Source organism: Nocardiopsis sp. NPDC058789, assembly GCF_042745575.1.
GTDB classification, from domain to species: Bacteria; Actinomycetota; Actinomycetes; order Streptosporangiales; family Streptosporangiaceae; genus Nocardiopsis; species Nocardiopsis eucommiae.
Window position 1 is genome coordinate 375,184 of the sequence record NZ_JBHYOW010000007.1, and the last position, 18,067, is coordinate 393,250.

Genomic DNA, 18,067 nt, shown 5'->3' on the forward strand with positions numbered 1-18,067 from the left:
AGTCCTCGTGTGCCCCGATCCCCGCGTCCTCCCCACCATCCCCCCGAACCGACCCGAGGAGTGCACCGATGTCCTGCCCCGTTCAGCATGGAAACGCCGGAACCGTCACCCTGGACCCCTACGTCGCGAACCTGCGCGCCGAACGCGAGATCCTCCACGCCGCAGGCCCGGTCACCCGCGTGGAGCTGCCCGACGGGGTGACCGCCTGGGCCGTCACCCACCACGAGGCCGCCCGCGCCGCGCTCACCGACCCGCGCCTGGTGAAGGACGTCGCCCACTGGGACGACTACCAGCAGGGTCGGATCCCCGAGGCGTGGCCGCTGATGAGCACCATCCCGCCCACCCCCACCAACCTCCTCGGCACTGACGGAGCCGAGCACAAGCGCCTGCGCCTGCTCACCGCCAAGGCGTTCTCGGCCCGGAGTGTGGAGCGCCTGCGCCCCCGCGTCCACGACCTGACCGTCCAGCTCCTGGATGATCTGGAGGCCGGGGCGGACCAGCCGCTGGACCTCAAGGACGCCTTCGCCTTCAAACTCCCGATGAGCGTGATCGGTGAGCTCTACGGCGTGGACGAGGCCGAGTACGGCTACCTCCGTGAGATGTACGTGAAGTTCTTCAGCGCGGTCACCGGGCCCGAGGAGTTCCTGGAGACCTACGCGACCCTGGAGCGCTACTACGAGGGCATGATCGCCGCGAAGCGCGCCAACCCGGGCGACGACCTGACCACCGAGCTCCTCAACGCCGGGGAGAACGGCGACGCGCTCACGGACCTGGAGGTCCGCGGGACCCTCCAGGTCGTCGTGGCGGCCGGGCACGAGACCACGGTCAACCTGCTGTGCAACGCCGTACGCGCCCTGCTGGCCCACCCCGAGCAGTTCGACCTGGTCAAGGAGGGCAGGGTCGGCTGGGACACGGTCGTGGAGGAGACCCTGCGCTTCGATCCGCCCACCTCCAACATGATCTTCCGGTTCGCCACCGAGGACGTGGAGCTCGGCGGCCGGACCATCCGCAAGGGGGAGGCCCTGATGACCTCCTACGGCGCGATCAGCCGCGACCGTGACGAGCACGGCGAGGAACCGCACCCGGACACCTTCGACCTGACCCGGGAGAAGGGGCGCCACATGTCCTTCGGGTACGGGCCGCACGTGTGCCCGGGCTCCCACCTGGCCCGTATGGAGGGGCAGATCGCCCTGCCGCTGCTGTTCGAGCGCTTCCCCGACCTCCGGCTCGCCGTTCCGGACGAGAAGCTGGAGAACCACCCCTCCATCGTGGTCAACAGCCTCAAGGAACTGCCGGTCCTGCTGCGTCCGAACTCCTAGACCGTCTCTCCCGGGGAGTTCCCGAACGACGGAGCGCCTCGGGGCTCGCAGAGCGGGCAGTGGGAACGAACCGGGGTCGCCGACACGTGTCGGCGACCCCGGTCGCGTGCCCGAGGGCGCGCTGGGGAGTGGGGGCAGGCCCGTGCGGAGCGGTCCCCGCGCCGTCGCGCGGAGCGTCCGATCGGATGCTCCGACGGGGATCGCGGTGAGGCGAACGGCGCACGGGGAGCGGCCACACCCGGTGTGTGGCCACCGCGCGGCGGTGTCGGGACTCGGCCGAAAGACTGAGGAAGTGCACAGACTTCGGTGCGTTCGCCACGTCTCGGTGATCCCAGGGCACCGACCATCGTCACGCCCGCGTTCGTTCCTTCGGTGGACCCGCCGGTGGCGTCCCGCTCACTACATTGCCTTCCACGCCCCCAACCCAGCCCCCTGAGGACCGACACAGGGTCGGCGGGTCAGAACAGGCAAGGAGCCGCAGTGGGTACAGCGACCAGATGGACCAGCGCGGGTGCGACCGTGGTCACGGCCGGTCTCGCACTCTCCCTGAGCGGTGCTCCGCCAGCTGCCTCCACGGACGAGCCGGGAGCAGCCGAGGACCGGGCACTGGCCGCGTTCCACGACCAGGACGTGGACTGGCACGCGTGCGAGGACTTCTACCTCGTCGGCCTCGACTGCGCGACGGTGGAGGTTCCCCTCGACTACGGCGACCCCGAGGGCGAACGCGTCCACCTGGGCGTGAGCCGCAGCCCCGCCGAGGTCGAGGGGGAGGAGCACCAGGGGGTCCTGTTCACCAACCCCGGGGGTCCCGGGGTCCCCGCACGCAAGTTCGCGGGCGACATCGGTTCCACCCCCGTGGGACGGGCCTTCGACGTCATCGGGATGGACCCGCGTGGTCTGGGCGCCTCCACCTGGCTCGACTGCGGGCAGGACCCGCCCTCTCTGGCCCGGCACCCCGACGATGAGGAGATCGAGCGGATCTTCGACCAGCAGCGGGAGTACGCCGAGGCGTGCGACGAGGCCCAGGGTGACCTGCGGCCCAACTTCACCACCGCCAACACCGCCCGCGACATGGACGTCGTCCGCGCCGTGCTGGGCGAGGAGCGCATCGACTACCTCGGTGCCTCCTACGGGACGTACCTGGGCGCGGTCTACGGGAGCCTCTTTCCCGAACGGCTCGACCGTGCCGTGCTGGACTCGGCCGTCGACCCCGACGGACTCTGGCACGAGAACCTTCTGAGCCAGGCCGCCGCCGACACGGCCAACGTCGACCGTTTCACGGACTGGATCGCCGAGCGGGACGAGGTGTTCGGACTCGGGGACACACACGAGCAGGTTCTGACCGCGCTCGTGCGGACCGCCGAGCGGCTGCGTGAGGAGCCGCGAGAGGGCGAAGACGGTATGACCTACGACGAAAGCTACTTCCGCAACCTGGTGAGCGCGTCGGCCAAGGACCAGGGGACCTGGGACGCGTCGGCCCTGCTGCTGAAGGGCCTGGTTGAGGGGACACCGCTCCCGGAGGCCCCCGAAGCCCCCGAGCCCCCGGAGACCCCGGAACCCCCCGAGGACCCGGAGGAAGCCGAGGAACAGCTGGAGCGGATGACGGGGCCGCCCCACCTGGCCGAGGCGCTCCTGTGCGAAGCGGAGTGGCCCACGGACCCGGACCAGTACCGGTCGGACATGCGCGAGCTCAGGGACGCCCACCCGTTCGGCACCGGCGCGGGCACCGCGGGACCCGGGGTGTGCCTCTACTCCGAGAGTCAGCCGACCGAGCCCCTGGTCGAACTGACCCGCGAGTGGGAGACCCCGGCGCTCGTGATCGCGGGTGAGTTCGACGCCAGCACCCACTACGCAGGCGGCGTGGCCATGGCCCAGAGGCTGGACAGCCCCCTGGTGACCGTGGTCGACGACGGCGCGCACATCTACTACAACCCCCAGTTCCTGGGCGACGAGGAGGACGTCCGCCACCCGTGTGTCGCCGACGCCGTGGAGTCGTACCTTCTCGACGGCCGGGTCCCGGAGGACACGGCCTGCCACGACCGCCCCCGCCCGACGGCCGCTGCGGATGAGAACCCCACCCCCTGACCCGAAGGGGCCTCCGGCGAGGCGGGGATTCGTGTCTCCCCTCGCCGGAGGCCCCTGGTGGTCGCGCACATCCAGACCTCCTGGTGCCCGAAGACCAGGCACCGGGGGTCCGCCCGAGCCAGCTCACGACCTGTGACCGGGCTCAGAGGTTCAGGCGGCCACACCTCCGGCCCAGCGGGTGGTACTCACTCTGATCAGAATGAGTGCCAGGGACCGCCCTCCGGCGTTGTTAAGCGCAGCGAAGATGACAGCGGTCGGCGCGCGGGGAGGTCAGCTTCTGCGGCGTCAGCGGACGTGTCTGATGCTGCCTGGTCACCGTTTTCACCAACAGGTGATGGCCAGTGCTCAGGCAATACCACTTTCTCCGCCGGAGAACACGGCCCTCTCGAAGGACACCGTCCCACCAGCGAACACGGCCCCTCGAAGGACACCTCCCCATCTGCGAGCTCAGACCCGAAATACACCCTCAGGCTCATCGAACGTCTATCGGATGAGAAGTCCGATGCTTTCGTGCTTGTGTGTGCCACAGAGTGCCGTTTTGTCCCTTCACTTCCGAACATTGCTGTCGTTTCGTGCCAAGGGGTGCCGCCCGGTGGCGTCCCGGTCCAGAACTGCGGAGCACAAACGGAGCACACAACCCGGGGATGCGTCCGATGGTGGGGGCGAAGAATCGGGCGGGCCGATGCTCCACGCATATCGTCCTATGTGTCTTATTGATTCCCCTAGGTAGTTGCTTTGTGGCAACTGTTGTCGGGGGCCACATGTGGACGCCACGACCCGATGCCGGTACCCAGTACCCCACATGGGGCTTGAAGAGGCCTGAGTGGTGTGCTGCACCCTGGTGTTCTCGCTGCGCACAGCACCACCACCGCTACGTTCTGCTGTAGAGCCGATTAAACCTACCCAAAGGCCCCCTCGCTCTGGGTGATGGTGGTGACGGTGGGTTGATCGCGCCCCGGCGAGCAGCGCTCATAGTCTTCCCGGGCCGCATCCCCACACCCGCCCCGGATCCTCATGCCCGTCCCAGACACTGGTTCGGGTGTGGATGCGCTGTCATCCCCTGATCCCCCTTCCCTGGAGCGTTCCCCCTTTGAGACCCCACCCCGTGCGTACGGTCGTGGCCACCACGGCCGCCGCCACCCTCACCCTCGGATTGCTGTCGGCCCCACCCGCCTGGGCTGATGAAGGCCCGCACTCACCCGCTGACCGCACCGTCCCGATCCCCGAGACCTGGGAGCCGGGTGAGGCCAACACCGACCCCAGGGGCGGGGACCCGCCCGAGGTGCCCTGGACCCCGCCGGGCAGCGACCCCGAAGCCCGCACCGCCGAGGACCCCGAGGCTTTGGTGGGTACGTGTGCTGATGGCATCAACCGGGGGATCCAGCCCTGGTATCCGTTGGAGCGCCACCAGATCAGCGACCGCTTGGAGATGGCGGTCAACACCAACAACGGCAACCTGGTCGTCCAGCACCGGGACCTGACCGTGGCCGGGACGGGTCTGGACCTGTCGGTTTCCTCCTTCTACAACTCCGCCCGTTCCTATGACGGGTGGACCCAGACGCATGGCCGCCACGTCGGGCTGAACATCTTTTCCGACTCCATCATCTTCCAGGGCCCCTCCGGGTACTGCGAGAGATTCGACATCGACCAGGAGGACGGGTCGTTCATCTCCCCGGCCGGGCTCAACGCCGACTTGGTGGAGTTGGACAACGGCCACTACGCGCTCACCTTCCACCGAGGCGAGCACGAGGACCAGGTGTGGACCTTCACCGCCCAGGGCTGGTGGTACTCCCAGGCCGACCGCAACGGCAACACCCACCGGCTGCGCTATGACTCCGAGGGGCACCTGGCCTCGATCGTGGACACCCAGGACCGGGTGACCTCCTTTGACTGGCAAGGCAGCGAGTTCGAACCCGAACTGGTCGAGATCACCGACCCGGTCGGCCAAAGCGCCACCGTTCAGGAGTGGGAGGGCGGCCAACTGGTCGGATTGGTGGACCGTGCCGGTGACGAGTTGGCGTTCGACTACACCGACAGCGGCCAGCTCACCTCGATCACCGACGCCACTGGGGCCACCTGGTCCGTCGGCTACAACGACGACGGCCAGGTCTCCTCACTCACCGTCCCTGACGGCTCCGAGGGCGGGGCGAGCACCTTCTATGCCTACGACGCCACCTTCGCCAACACCGAGACGGTGGTGAGCGACCCCAACGGCGGGGAATCGACCTTCACCTTCGATGACCAGGGCCGCCAGACCGAAGCGGTGGACCAGGTCGGCAACACCCGCTCCCAGACCTGGACCGCCAACTCCGACGTCGCTTCGACCACCGACGCTCTGGAAGCCTCGGTCACCTATGACTTCGATGAGTTCAACAACCTCATCGGCACCGAACTGCCCACCGGCGCGGCTACCTCGGTGGGGTTCGCTGACACCGCCAATCCGGCCAAACCCACCAGCGTCACCACCCCCAGCGGCGATGAGCTGTCGCTGTCCTACGACGACGCGGGCAACCTGACCCGCGCGGTCCAGGAGGACATGGACATCGACGTGACCTCGCTGTCCTACACGGGCCAGGGTTTGGTGTCGTCGGTGACTGACGCTAACGGGAACGAGACCACGTTCTCCTACGACAGCGTCGGGAACCTCACTGAGATGGCCGAGCCGGGCCCGATCGGCGCGACCACCTTCGGCTACGACTCGCTCTCGCGGGTCACCTCGGTGACCGACGGAAACGGCACCAGGTTGGACTACGGGTACGACCGCCTGGACCGGATCGTGTCCATCTCCCACGACGGCGACGTGCTCCAGAGCAGCGAGTACGACGGCAACGGCCGCCAAACGGCGACACACACCGACCAGGCCACCACCACCTGGTCCTACAACGGCCGCGGCGACCTGAACGCATCCGAGCGCACCGACTCCACCGGGACCGAGGCGACCAGCTACACCCACGACGCGGCCGGGAACGTCACCTCGATCACCGAACACGGCAACACCACCACCTACGCTTACGACGCCGCATTCCGCCTCACATCCCTGGTTGACCACACGGGTGCGGAGACCACCTTCTCCTCTGACGCGAACAACCGGCGCACCTCGATCGTGCATCCGGACGGGGCCGAAGAGGCACGCTCCTACGATGCTTCGGGCCGCCTGACCTCCATTACCACCACTGGCGCTGCCGACCAGACCCTGGTGGAGGCCTCCTACACCTGGGGCACCGCCGAGGGCGAGGACAGCGCCCAATTGCAGTCGCGCACCGTCAACGGCGAAACGGAGAACTTCACCTACGACGGGCTGCAGCGCCTGACCAGCAACGGCACCGTGGACTACACCTACGACGACGTCGGCAACCTGCTAGAAGCGGGGGAGGAGGAGTTCAGCTACAACGACGCCGACCAGCCCACCACCGCCCGCGGTGAGGACGTGGCCCACGATGAGGCTGGGAACATGACCGGCCGGGGCGAGTACGTCTACGAGTACTCGGTGACCAAGCAGAACACCCGCATCGACGACGGCGACGGTGACCTGGCCGCGTGGTTGAGCTATGACACCACCGACCAGACCCAGATGCGCGGCGTCACCGACGTCCACGACGGCGACCGGATCGAGCGCCAGCTGTCCAACACCGCCCTCGGGGTCACCAACATCGCCTCCGAAGGCGAGCGCACCAGCTTCGTGCGTGACCCCAACGGTGAGTTGATCTCGATGGTGGCCTGGGACGGCGACGAGCGCTTCCACTACACCCTGGACCACCAGAACACCGTCCTGGCCCTGACTGCCGAGGGTTCGGAGGCCGATGCGCCGGACGCGGTCTACGCATACAGCCCCTACGGCGAGCAGAACAGTGACACCCTGGAAGACACCCGGGCCGGAGAGCTGAACCCGTTCGGCTACACCGGGGCCTACCAGTTCCAGGACGGGACCGTGCACCTGTCCCACCGCTTCTACGACACCTTCACCCTGGGCTTCACCCAACCGGACCCCTCCCGCCAGGAGCTGAACAACCACACCTACGCTGCGTGCGATCCCATCAACAACACCGACCCCACGGGACTCCAATCCTATGGCGCATGCATGTTGGAGAACATCGTCGTAGGTTTCGCCGTCGGTGGAATGGTTGGCATGGGATGGGGCGCCGTCGCAGGCGCTGTCGGTGGTTCCATTCTTGGTCCAGCAGGCACGCTCGCAGGTGGGGTTGGTGGAGCAAGTGTGGGCATGCTTTATGGAGTGGCTCAAGGAGCTATCGGCGGTGTAGTCACCGGCGCACTAATGTGTTAATTGATCAAGCTAATAAATTTCAATGAACGAAACAGGGATGAATAAGAAAACAGTCTTGGTCGTCCTTTTCGGCCTGCTTGCTTCTTCCTCGTGGGCGCTGCTGATGCACATGATTATGGGAGGTGGGTTCGCAGTCTATCTCCTGGTTGGTGTGCTAGTCTGCTTCTCATTTCTTGGTGTTAGAGAGATTCTGCGGAGAAAATCGAAGCGATGAAATTCCATCTCAATGTTCGAGGCTTCTCCCTTGGGGTGTATGAGTAGTATTCTGCGAGGGGGTTCATGAATCGAACATGATCCACTAAATCGGCCCGCGATTCTTTCGCGGGCCGATTTCTAATTTCATGAAAAAGGGCTAACGGTAATAAATTCTCGGAATTTCCGCTTCGTGGAAGTAGTGCCCTTGCGTGTTGTGAGATGATTTTTCCATGATTCACAGATTGTCTGCGGCTGGGATTGCTCTCCCATTGGTTGATGGTCGACGATAGGTGTGTGAATAGCTTGGCAGAAGTGAAGCAAGGTATTTTTTTGCAGATGGACTGATCTTGGAATCCTCATCGTCCGTTAGGTGCGAGCAAGTGGTGTGTGTCGGGATCGCCTCCCGTCACTCGTCACCGCTCCTCACCCGAGGATCCAGAAGCGAAGTCTCCTCTGTGCGGTTGGCTTCTAGACTCTGGCTCATGCCGAGAACCCTGTACCTGGTGTTGTCCGGAGCCGCCGCGCCGGAAGGGGTGACCGAACTCGTCCAGGCCCTGCACAGCCACAGCTGGCACGTGACGATGCTGTCCACTCCCACAGGCACGGACTTCCACGACCAGGACCGGCTCGCGGAGTTGACGGGGGAACCGGTGCGCGTGGCGTTCCGCAAGCCTGGCCAGGGCAAGCCCCTGCCGCCCGCTGACGTGGTGTTGGCATGTCCGCTGACCTTCAACTCCACGAACAAGTTCGCCCAGGGGCTGGCGGACAACTTCGCGATCGCCCTGCTCTGCGAGATGGTCGGATACGGGGTACCCACCGTGGTGGTGCCGCACTGCAAACCCCAACTCGCTACCCACCCGGCCTTCGTTCGCTCCCTGGAAACGCTGCGCGCAATGGAGCCGGTCACCGTCCTGCACGACCCAGACGCCCCCTACGAGGACCGTCTGCCGTCATGGCAGCGGGTCATCGACACCGTCAACGGCCTCTGACCGAAGGTCACAGCGTGGCCTCCCCGCTCGCTGCCAGCGCTCCGGTCCTGACTCTCCCAGGGCGAACGCGGCCTTCGTATCCCCGAAAACGGGAGGGCTGGACCGGATCGGCCCAAGCGCGGGGTAGCCGAGGGGGACGGTATTCGCGAGTTCTGCTGCGACTGCGCTTCTACGGAGGAGCGCACCAGGAGCACGCATTCGCGGTCCGGCCTGGGAGTTTTTCCTGCGCCGCGGGATTCACCCGTGACCGTCTCAGCGGGCTGCTTCTCCTCGGGTCTCGGCCCCTTGGTCGGCCTCGGAGGTCTGCCCGCAGCAGAAAGAGCGTCCACACCCAGTCGGGCTCCTCTACGGTGAGGCGATCCAACCCCGAGAGCCGTAGGAGTGCGTATGGACGCGATCACCGGTACCGCCGCGGGTGTGCCCTTCACGGCCCTCCCACCGTCCGGGACGGGCGACGACCCCGCGCCGTTGATCGTGACCTGGCACATGCTGGACGCGCCCCGCACGGACGCGGCCTTCGCGGCGGCCCTGCCCATGGCCGGTGTCCCTTCCTGGCGGGTCCACCTGGGCATGCCGCTGTGTGGTCCGCGGATGGTCGGGGGCCGTCTCGACAGGCACGTCGAACTCGCTCGCGAGGACATCCTGTTGGCGTACTTCGGCCCGATCATCCGCCAGGCCGTGGAGGAGTTCCCTGCCGCGCTGGCCGAGCTGCGCCGCCAACTGCCGGTGGACGACCAGCCCATCGGGATCCTCGGCGCTTCGCTCGGCGGGGCGGTGGCGCTTCAGGTCCTCACGGCCCCGCCGACTCCGATCGGGGCGGTCGCGCTCGTCAATCCGGCCGTGCGGGTGGGTTCTGGCGTCGAACTCCTCGCCGCCGGGCTCGGCCAGCCCTACGGTTGGACCGCCGAATCCCGGAGGGCGGCCGAGGGTCTGGACTTCGTCGCCCGCGCCGGAGAGCTGAGCGGAGAGCCGTCGCTGTTGCTGGTCAGCGGCGAGCACGACCACCCGACTCTGCGTGAGGATGCTTCTTCCCTGGTCAGGGAACTTCGTGGGCGGTACGCGCGTCCCGAGGAGGTCGAGCTGACGACGGTGCCGGGCCTGGCCCACCCGTTGGCCGACGAGCCCGGGCTCGAACCGGCTCCCCAGGCGCCCGCGACGGTGGCGGTCGACCAGGTGCTCACCCAGTGGTTCGTCCGGCGGTTCGCGACGCGGTGAACAGCGGTCGGTAGGCGTTCCCAGGGCCCGTGAGGCGGGCCGAGGCGGCCGGGAGCCTGCCCGCGCGAGGCGCGGGCAGGCGTGAACGACCGCTGTCGACCCGGGGCCCGTAGGGGGATGTGGCTCAGGCCACGGGACTGGAATCGACCCGCTGTGAACGGTCCCCGCCACCGAGGACGTTGAAGACCACGTTGAGGATGAGAGCTGAGGCCGTGGCGGTCACGATGCCCGAGTGCAGGATCATCGTGGCCCAGTCCGGGAAGGTCGCGAAGAAGTCGGGCGAGACGATCGACAGGATGCCGAAGCCCAGCGACACGGCCACGATCACCATGTTCTGGTTGTCCTCGTAGTCCACCTTGCCGAGGGTCTGGATCCCGGCGGCCGCCACCGAACCGAACAGCACCAGACCGGCGCCGCCCAGGACGGGTGAGGGGATCATCGCGACGACCCGGCCCAGGATCGGGAAGAGGCCCATCACCAGCAGCAGGACGGCGCCCGCGGCCACCACGTAGCGGCTCCGCACCTTGTTGAGCGCGATCAGGCCGATGTTCTGGCTGAACGTGCTGCCCGGGAAGGAGTTGAACAGGGGGCCGACAACCGCCGTCGCCGCGTCGGCGCGCAGGCCGTCGGCCAGGCGGCGGCCGTCCACCTTGCTGCCGACGACGGCACTCACCGCGAGGATGTCGGCCATGCCCTCGGACAGGATCACGATCATCATGACGCACATGGTGATGATCGCGGCGACCTGGAACTCGGGGGTGCCGAAGTGGAACGGCGTGGGCAGGGAGAACACCGGGCCCTGGCCCACCGCGCCGAAGTCGACCTCGCCGAGGGCGGCGGCGAACAGGGTGCCCAGCACCATGCCCAGGAGGATGGAGGCCCGGCCCCACACGCCGCGCAGGACCCGGGACAGCACCAGGATGACGAGCAGGGTTCCCCCGCCCAGCAGCAGGTTCGTGTCGGAGGGGGTCCCGGTCTCGCTGTTGTCGGTGATCCAGCCGATGGCGACGGGGATCAGGGAGAGTCCGACGACGGTGATCACGCTGCCGGTGACCACCGGGGGGAAGAAGCGGATCAGGCTGGCCATCACCGGGGCGATGAGGATGCCGAACAGCCCGGCGACGATCGAGGCGCCGAAGACGGCGGGCAGTCCGCTGGACTCACCGATCGCGGTCATCGCGGTGATCGGGATGAACGAGGCGCCGATCACCAGCGGCATGCGCATGCCGAACCGCCACACGCCCAGCGTCTGGACCAGCGTCATCAGACCGGCGACCAGCAGGGCCGCGCTGATGATCAGACCGGTCTCCACCGGGTCCAGGCCCACGGCGGCGGCCATGATGAGCGGTGGGGTCACGACCCCGGCGTACAGGGCGAGGATGTGCTGGACACCGTAGGTGACCAGGAACCGCAGGGGCGGACGCTCGTCCTCGGGCCGCTCGGTGGCGGCGGGGGTCCGGTCTTCGGACACGGTGTCCGAGCCGCCCTTGGGGAACTTCATCGTGGTGGGGCCTTCCGGTGTGGATCGATCGCGCTCCAAATCATCGGATGATCCGAATTGACATGCAAATTCGGGGGGTTCGACTGGAGGAAGACACAAAAGCACACAGCGGGAGGGCGATCACCCTGCGTCAGGGAGGGCAGGTTGGGTGTTCCCTGACCGGGAGCCGGGTCGGATCCCGCACCGCCCTGTCGGACGGCCTTCCGGCCCGAGACGGGCTTCCGGGAGACGCGTCGGGGCCCGGTCGTGGACACCTCCACGACCGGGCCCCGACGTGACGAAGAACGCCCTCCCGGCCTCCGCCGCCGACCCGTGCGACGGACACCCGGACTCAGCCCCGGGCACCGCCGCTCAGGACCCGCTCGACCAGGTCCGGGGCGAGCGTGCCGTACCCGGTCGCCGCCCACGCACTCTCCTCGGCGGGCACCGCGTAGTACGGCGTCGGCCGGTCCCGGAGGGAGTCCAGGACGGCCTTCGGCGGCACGTGGGCGCGGACGTCGCGTCGGCAGTCGGGGCAGGCCGGGACCGTCGTCGCGCGAGGGCTGGCCGGTACCCGCAGTCTGACCGGGGCCTTCACTCCCTGGTGCCGGGGGTCGAAGAAGCAGTGGCGGGGGGTCGGCCCGGCGGTCAGCGCCGCTTCGCAGTGGTCCAGCAGCACGCGCACCCCGACGAGGTCGGACACGTCCTCGGCGGTGTCCAGCACGCGCCCGGCTGCCTCGTAGGCGGCCAGTGCCCTCGCGGCCCGCGAGCGCGGACCCTCGAAGCCGGCCACCCTGCGACCGTACGAGGGCAGGTCCCGGACGAGATCTCGGCGCAGCTCCTCCCGAGCGGCGGACTCCACCGTGTCGACCACGGCCTCGGAGAGCGGGACGACCCGGACCGGTCGGAGCGCGCGTCGGCGCAGGGCCCACAGGCCCAGGACCACGAGGGGGAGAGCGGCGACCAGCACGACCACCAGGGAGACGGTGCGGCCCTGTTCGGAGCCGGAGGCCAGCCGCTCGTACTCGCGAGCCGCCGCCCGTTCGTCACCCAGCAGGTCGAGGACGAGGTCGAGCCGGTCGTCCAGGCTGGCGCGGGCCATGTCGGGGCGTTCGTTGACCACGGCCAGGGCCATGCGCACCGTGTCCGAGGACGGACCGGGTGTCCGGGCGCCGTCGGAGCGCGCGGAGACCACGGTGGGACCGGAGCCCACCACGAGGTAGGTCCCCTCCGTCTCGGCCCGGTTGACCAGCGCGGTGGCCATCGACCGGGGCGCGTTCTGCCAGGGAGTGACGGCGACGTGCACGTGTGGCAGCTCACGGGTGAGGCGTTCGCTGAGCTCCACGGCCCGCGCCTCGGACAGGATCGTCGACCGGTCGCCGTCGAGATGTCGGTCGGGGTGGACGTACGCGGGGTCCACGGCCAGGTGTTCGGCGACGACCACCGGGCTGAGGATCCGGTCCGGGACGGAGCCCCCCGGGGAGGCCGAGGCGGGGCCCGCCCCCAGGACCAGCAGGGAGAGGACGAGGGGGGCGAGGGCGCGGATTATGAGGGGACTCCCAGCAGTGTCCGGACCTGTGCGAAGGGCTCACGGCCGCTCAGGGCGGCCTCGGCCCAGGGGTCGTCCACGTCGGACACGTGCACGCGGCGCCCCTCGTGTCGGAGGTACATCCCCTGCCTGTGAATCGCGGACGTGTCCGCGCACTCCGCGCACACCCTCCATCGGCGCCGGACGCCGCCCAGGTGGAAGTCCCGCCGCTCCGTGGCGGGCGCGTGCAGGGGGTTGTTCCGGCAGGGAGCGGACTCCTCCGTGTGGGGGTGGACGAGCGCCCTGCGTCCGTGACGCGCCAGGACCATCCCGCAGACCAGTGCCATGACCGGGAGACCGGGGGAGGAGGCGATGAGTCCCGCCGCGTCGTAGGCCTCCCGAGCGCGGGGCAGCCCCCGGTGGCCCGGAGGGGTCGCCTCGAACTCGCGGCGCAGCGCCCGCAGTTCCCGGGCCAGCCTGTTCCGCACCCGGCCGCGGGGGCCACGGCTCGCGGCCGGGAACCAGACCCCCGTGTCAACGTCGGGCGCGGGGGAGAAGTGACGATCGGACCACCTCAGGCACAGGAGCGCGATCAGGGTGCCGACCAGGAGCCCCGGGGCCGCCAACGGCCACGCCTGGTCGCCGCGCGACGTGATGTGGTGGGTCCGCTGTTCCACGTCGGGGTCGGCGTCCCGAGTGAGCGGTGTGGCCTCCACGTGGGTCCTCGGGGACTCCTCCAGCACCGGGACGATGCCGGAGACGATGTCCGCGGGTCGGAGGTCGTCCGGCAGGTCCGACTCTTCGAGCACGGGCGTGACGGGGCTGTCGAAGGCCGCCGTGGCCGACCGGCCGTCCGTGGTCACCGCCACGTAGACGCCGTCGGCGCCGCTCACCTCGTGCAGGGCGTGCAGGAACAGGGTGGGCTGGCCGCCGGTCTCGTCCGTCGGCGGAGCCGCGTACATGACCACGAACAGGGGGACGTCGCCGCCGAACGCCCCGGAGACCTCGGCCTCCATCGCGTTCCGGGCCTCCTCGTCGGGCTGTCCGGGGAACAGGTGGCTCACGTGCACCGGGTTCCGAGCGAGCTCCTCGGCCACGCGGACGACCCGGGTCAGGTCGTCGATCTCCGCCACGTCGCGCGGGCCCTCGACGGAGCTCTCCGCCAGGGCCGTGGCCCCGGGGAGGAGCACCGACGCCGACAGCGCGCCCAGCGTGAGCGCCAGAAGACGGAGGGACCTCATGACGTGCTCCTCCCGAGCCGGCGGAACGCCGTGACGCCCACCATCACCAGCAGGGCGGTGACCAGGGTGCTCCCCGTGAAGACCGCCGTCGCGGGCCAGGTGACGGTGAGCCAGCGCTGGGTCGGCCACCCCGCGGGGACGGAGTCCGGCTCCGGCTCGGCCCCGAGGCTCCGGACGTACTCGGTCTCGGCGCGGGCGGTCCGTTCGCCCAGGTTCGGGAAGGCGGCGGCGCGCAGCAGCCGGTCGAGCTGTTCGCGCGGGTCCTCCGGGTAGGCACCGGTGTAGGACGTGTAGGTGGCGGACTCCGAGGGAAGTCCCGCCCCGTCCAGGTGCGCGGCGCCCACGTGGTTCGTGTGGGGCGAGAACACCACGAGCGGGCGATCGCTCTCGCGGCGCACCGCGTCGGCCAGCCAGCCGAGATCGGTGTGGGTCGGGTGGGCGACCACCAGGACGTCCAGGGGCACGCCCTCCTCACCGACACGGGCACGCAGGTCGGCGGCGAGCTCCCACCGGTCCAGACGACCGGCGAGCTCCTCGCTGACGAACACGCCGCCATGGCGGTCCAGCATGTCCGCGTAGAAGCCGGGGGAGTTCTCGGTCGGGTCGGCCCGGGCCGGGGTGGCGAACCCGGCGACCAGCACCGCGACGAGGGAGAACAGCAGGGGCAGGGGATTCCGACGGCCTGGGGGACGCGGCATGGGAAGCCCTCTTCTCATGTTCTGTTGTTTTGTATCACCTTATGTCGCCCCCTCGATCGGACCGGGCCCGCCCCCGACCGGCTACCTGGCGCGTCGGACCCGGGTCTCGTCCCACACCGGCTCGTCCGACTCGTACACGCGGCCGTCGGCCCCGAACACGACGAAACGGTCGAAGCCCCGCGCGAACCACCGGTCGTGGGTGACCGCCAGAACCGTCCCCTGGTAGGCGTCCAGCGCCGCCTCCAGCGCCTCCGCCGAGACCACGTCCAGGTTGTCCGTGGGCTCGTCGAGCAGCAGCATCGTGGTGCCCGACAGCTCCAGCAGCAGCACCTGGAACCGGGCCTGCTGGCCACCGGACAGGGTGTCGAAGGGCTGCTCGGCGCTGAGGGCCAGCTCGTAGCGGTCCAGGGCCCGACCCGCCTCGTCCCGGGGCAGCCCGCGGCGGTTGCCCTGCCCGCTGTGCAGGATGTCGAGCAGGGTCCGGCCGACGAACTCCGGGTGCTCGTGGGTCTGCGCGAACCACCCGGGCAGCACCCGGGCGCCCAACCGGGCCCGCCCGGTGTGCGGCACCGGTTCGATCCGGGCCCGCTCCTCCTCGGGTACCAGCGAGGACGCGGGGTCGTCGCCGCCCCCGGCGAGCAACCGGAGGAAGTGCGACTTGCCCGAACCGTTGGAGCCCAGCACCGCGACCCGCTCGTCGTACCAGACCTCCAGGTCGAAGGGGCGCATCAGACCGGTGAGCTCCAGGTTCTCGCACACCAGGGCGCGCTTGCCGGTACGCCCGCCGCGCAGCCGCATCCGCAGGTTCTGGTCCCGGGGCTGCTGCAGCGGCGGACCCGCCTCCTCGAACCTGCTCAGCCGGGTCCGCGCGGACTGGTACCGGGTGGCCATGTCCGAGTTGTAGGACGCCTTCTGCTTGTACATGGAGACCAGGGCCCGGAGCTTGGCGTGCTCCTCGTCCCAGCGTTTGCGCAGCTCGTCCAGGCGGGCGAACCGCTCACGCCGGGCCTCGTGGTAGCTGTCGAAGGCGCCGCCGTGCACCCACACGTCGTTGCCCGCCGCGCCGAGCTCCACCGTGACGATCCGGTCGGGGACCCGGCTGAGCAGTTCGCGGTCGTGGGAGACGAACAGGACCGACTTGGGGGTGGCGCGCAGGGCCTCCTCCAGCCAGCGCTTGCCGGGCACGTCCAGGTAGTTGTCCGGCTCGTCCAACAACAGCACCGGCGCGGGGCCCCGCAGCAGGGCCTCGATGACCAGGCGTTTCTGTTCACCGCCGGAGAGTGTGCGCACCTCGCGCCACCGGCAGCGCTCGTAGGCGACCCCCAGGGCGGCCACACAGCACTGGTCCCACACCACCTCGGCCTCGTAGCCCCCGGCGTCGCCGTACCGGGCGATCGCCTCGGCGTAGCGCATCTGCGTGCCCTCGTCCTCGGAGAGCATCATGGCCGTCTCGGCCGCCTCCAGGTCCGCGTGGGCCCGGCGCACCGTCGTGGGGGAGACCGACACCAGGAGCTCGTGCACGGTGGTGGCGTCCCGCACGTGCCCCACGAACTGCGGCATCACGCCCAGCTCGCCGTCGACGGTGAGCGCGCCGGACTGGGGCGGGAACTCGCCGCGCACCAGCCGCAGCAGGGTGCTCTTGCCCGCGCCGTTGGCGCCCACGAGCGCGGTCTTGGACCCCTCACCGACCCGGAAGGACACTCCGTCCAGCAGCACCCTCCCGTCGGGCAGGGTGTGTGTGACCTGGTTGACGTCGACGTAGCCCACGACCGCTCTTCTCCACTGCTCACGACTCCCGCGCACGCTCGGGCGGCGCGGAAGGTCAGCGTTCCACGGGGCCCACGGCCGGGCAATCGGTTTTCCGTCCCGTGCGGGACCTTAAGAGTCCCTTAGCTGACACCTAAGGTCCGGTGAAACCCGATGTGTGTGCGTTCACCCCTGTTCTACGGTCTTCTCGCCGGTCAGAGACCGGTCGGGACGATTCCCGGGTCAGCGGCGGAGAAAGGCGGCGGGGTGACTCTCACACAGGGAGCGGCGGGCACACACGAGGTGACGGAGTCGGCCCATCGAGCCTGCTGCGCCGATCCCCGCGAGCGCCCGGTTCCGATCGAGCGCATGTCGATGCTGTCCAACCAGGCGTCCGTCGCCCTGGTCGGCCCGGACGCGCGTCTGCTCTGGTTCTGCCACCCCGAGCCGGACTCCCACGCCCTGTTCGCGGAGGTCCTGGGCGGCCGCCAGGCGGGTGTCTTCGCGATCTCGCCCGCCCACGGGCGCATGCCGCTCGGCCAGCGCTACCTGCCGGGCACGATGACCGTGCGCACCCGCTGGTCCCGCCTGTCCGTGACCGACTACCTCGACCATGGCACCGAGCCGGGCCGTACCGACCTCGTCCGGGTCGTCGAGGGCTCGACGCCGGTGGACGTCGAGTTCGCCCCCCGCCCCGACTTCGGCCGCGCGCCCGTCCGCATCGTCGCGGAGGACGACGGACTACGTGTCCACGGGGCGGACTTCCCCCTGGTCCTGCGCTCCCCGGGGGTGCGTTGGCACATCGAGTCGGAGGACGGCCGGGACACCGCCCGGGCCGCCCTCGAACCGCTCCCGGGCGAACCGGTGGTGTTGGAGCTGCGGTGCGGATCCGACTCCCTGACCGCGCACCCCGTCGCCGAGACCGACCGCCGCACGGTCACCGAGGACGCCTGGACCGGATGGCTGTCCGGGGTGCGGCTCCCCGCCACCCAACGCGATCTGGTCGCGCGTTCGGCGTTGACGTTGCGTGGGTTGTGCACCCCCACCGGCGGGGTCATGGCCGCCGCGACCACCTCCCTGCCCGAGGAGATCGGCGGGGTCCGTAACTGGGACTACCGGTACTGCTGGCTACGCGACGGAGCCCTGACCGTCCAGGCGCTGGTCACCCTGGGCTCCACCACCGAGGCCGAGGCGTTCCTGGACTGGGTCCACCGCGTCGTGGACTCCCTGCCCTCACCCGAACTCCTGCGCCCCCTCTACTCCCTGCGCGGCACCGACCTGCGCCCCGA

11 protein-coding genes are annotated in these 18,067 nt (G+C 69.3%); 6 read left to right on the plus strand and 5 right to left on the minus strand.

Annotated elements, in window-relative coordinates:
• Nucleotides 1-68: 68 nt before the first annotated feature.
• From ACFW3L_RS13175 to ACFW3L_RS13195, 5 genes are all read left to right on the plus strand, one after another.
• A complete protein-coding gene (locus ACFW3L_RS13175) occupies nt 69-1,319 on the plus strand; it encodes a cytochrome P450 (RefSeq protein WP_378739736.1) in 1,251 nt (416 codons plus the stop codon).
• A 480-nt stretch (nt 1,320-1,799) separates the two neighbouring features.
• On the plus strand, nt 1,800-3,404 hold the full coding sequence (locus tag ACFW3L_RS13180) for an alpha/beta fold hydrolase (protein ID WP_378739739.1): 1,605 nt from the start codon (nt 1,800-1,802) through the stop codon (nt 3,402-3,404).
• Between the two features lie 1,105 nt (nt 3,405-4,509).
• The gene (locus ACFW3L_RS13185) at nt 4,510-7,686 is read left to right on the plus strand and encodes an RHS repeat-associated core domain-containing protein (protein WP_378739742.1); all 3,177 of its coding nucleotides are present in this window, start codon (nt 4,510-4,512) and stop codon (nt 7,684-7,686) included.
• 677 nt (nt 7,687-8,363) lie between these two features.
• Complete coding sequence (locus ACFW3L_RS13190; protein ID WP_378739744.1) at nt 8,364-8,870, plus strand: flavoprotein; 507 nt, start codon at nt 8,364-8,366, stop codon at nt 8,868-8,870.
• Between the two features lie 387 nt (nt 8,871-9,257).
• The gene (locus ACFW3L_RS13195; protein ID WP_378739746.1) at nt 9,258-10,085 is read left to right on the plus strand and encodes an alpha/beta hydrolase family protein; all 828 of its coding nucleotides are present in this window, start codon (nt 9,258-9,260) and stop codon (nt 10,083-10,085) included.
• Between the two features lie 124 nt (nt 10,086-10,209).
• Here the strand turns inward: ACFW3L_RS13195 and ACFW3L_RS13200 are convergent, their stop codons facing one another.
• From ACFW3L_RS13200 to ACFW3L_RS13220, 5 genes are all read right to left on the minus strand, one after another.
• Nucleotides 10,210-11,586, minus strand: coding sequence for a nucleobase:cation symporter-2 family protein (locus ACFW3L_RS13200; protein ID WP_378739748.1), 1,377 nt, complete (start codon nt 11,584-11,586; stop codon nt 10,210-10,212).
• A gap of 331 nt (nt 11,587-11,917) precedes the next feature.
• The gene (locus ACFW3L_RS13205) at nt 11,918-13,009 is read right to left on the minus strand and encodes a hypothetical protein (protein WP_378739750.1); all 1,092 of its coding nucleotides are present in this window, start codon (nt 13,007-13,009) and stop codon (nt 11,918-11,920) included.
• 101 nt (nt 13,010-13,110) lie between these two features.
• Complete coding sequence (locus ACFW3L_RS13210; protein WP_378739752.1) at nt 13,111-14,334, minus strand: hypothetical protein; 1,224 nt, start codon at nt 14,332-14,334, stop codon at nt 13,111-13,113.
• Nucleotides 14,331-15,032 (minus strand): hypothetical protein, encoded by a 702-nt coding sequence (locus ACFW3L_RS13215; protein WP_378739754.1) that lies wholly within the window; start codon nt 15,030-15,032, stop codon nt 14,331-14,333. The genes ACFW3L_RS13210 and ACFW3L_RS13215 overlap by 4 nt, the downstream gene beginning before the upstream one ends.
• A gap of 81 nt (nt 15,033-15,113) precedes the next feature.
• Nucleotides 15,114-16,799 carry an ABC-F family ATP-binding cassette domain-containing protein gene (locus ACFW3L_RS13220; RefSeq protein ID WP_378739756.1) on the minus strand — a complete coding sequence of 562 codons (1,686 nt, stop codon included), beginning with the start codon at nt 16,797-16,799 and terminating at the stop codon, nt 15,114-15,116.
• Between the two features lie 246 nt (nt 16,800-17,045).
• Between ACFW3L_RS13220 and ACFW3L_RS13225 the strand changes: the two genes are divergently transcribed.
• A partial coding sequence (locus tag ACFW3L_RS13225; protein ID WP_378739758.1) for a trehalase-like domain-containing protein occupies nt 17,046-18,067 on the plus strand: 1,022 nt, incomplete at its 3' end.

Bases quoted from the DNA above. Each gene is read 5' to 3' on its own strand.
- ACFW3L_RS13175 (WP_378739736.1), top strand. From the start codon at position 69: ATGTCCTGCCCCGTTCAGCATGGAAACGCCGGAACCGTCACCCTGGAC.
- ACFW3L_RS13190 (WP_378739744.1), top strand. From the start codon at position 8,364: ATGCCGAGAACCCTGTACCTGGTGTTGTCCGGAGCCGCCGCGCCGGAA.
- ACFW3L_RS13195 (WP_378739746.1), top strand. From the start codon at position 9,258: ATGGACGCGATCACCGGTACCGCCGCGGGTGTGCCCTTCACGGCCCTC.
- ACFW3L_RS13200 (WP_378739748.1), bottom strand. From the start codon at position 11,586: ATGAAGTTCCCCAAGGGCGGCTCGGACACCGTGTCCGAAGACCGGACC.
- ACFW3L_RS13210 (WP_378739752.1), bottom strand. From the start codon at position 14,334: ATGAGGTCCCTCCGTCTTCTGGCGCTCACGCTGGGCGCGCTGTCGGCG.
- ACFW3L_RS13215 (WP_378739754.1), bottom strand. From the start codon at position 15,032: ATGCCGCGTCCCCCAGGCCGTCGGAATCCCCTGCCCCTGCTGTTCTCC.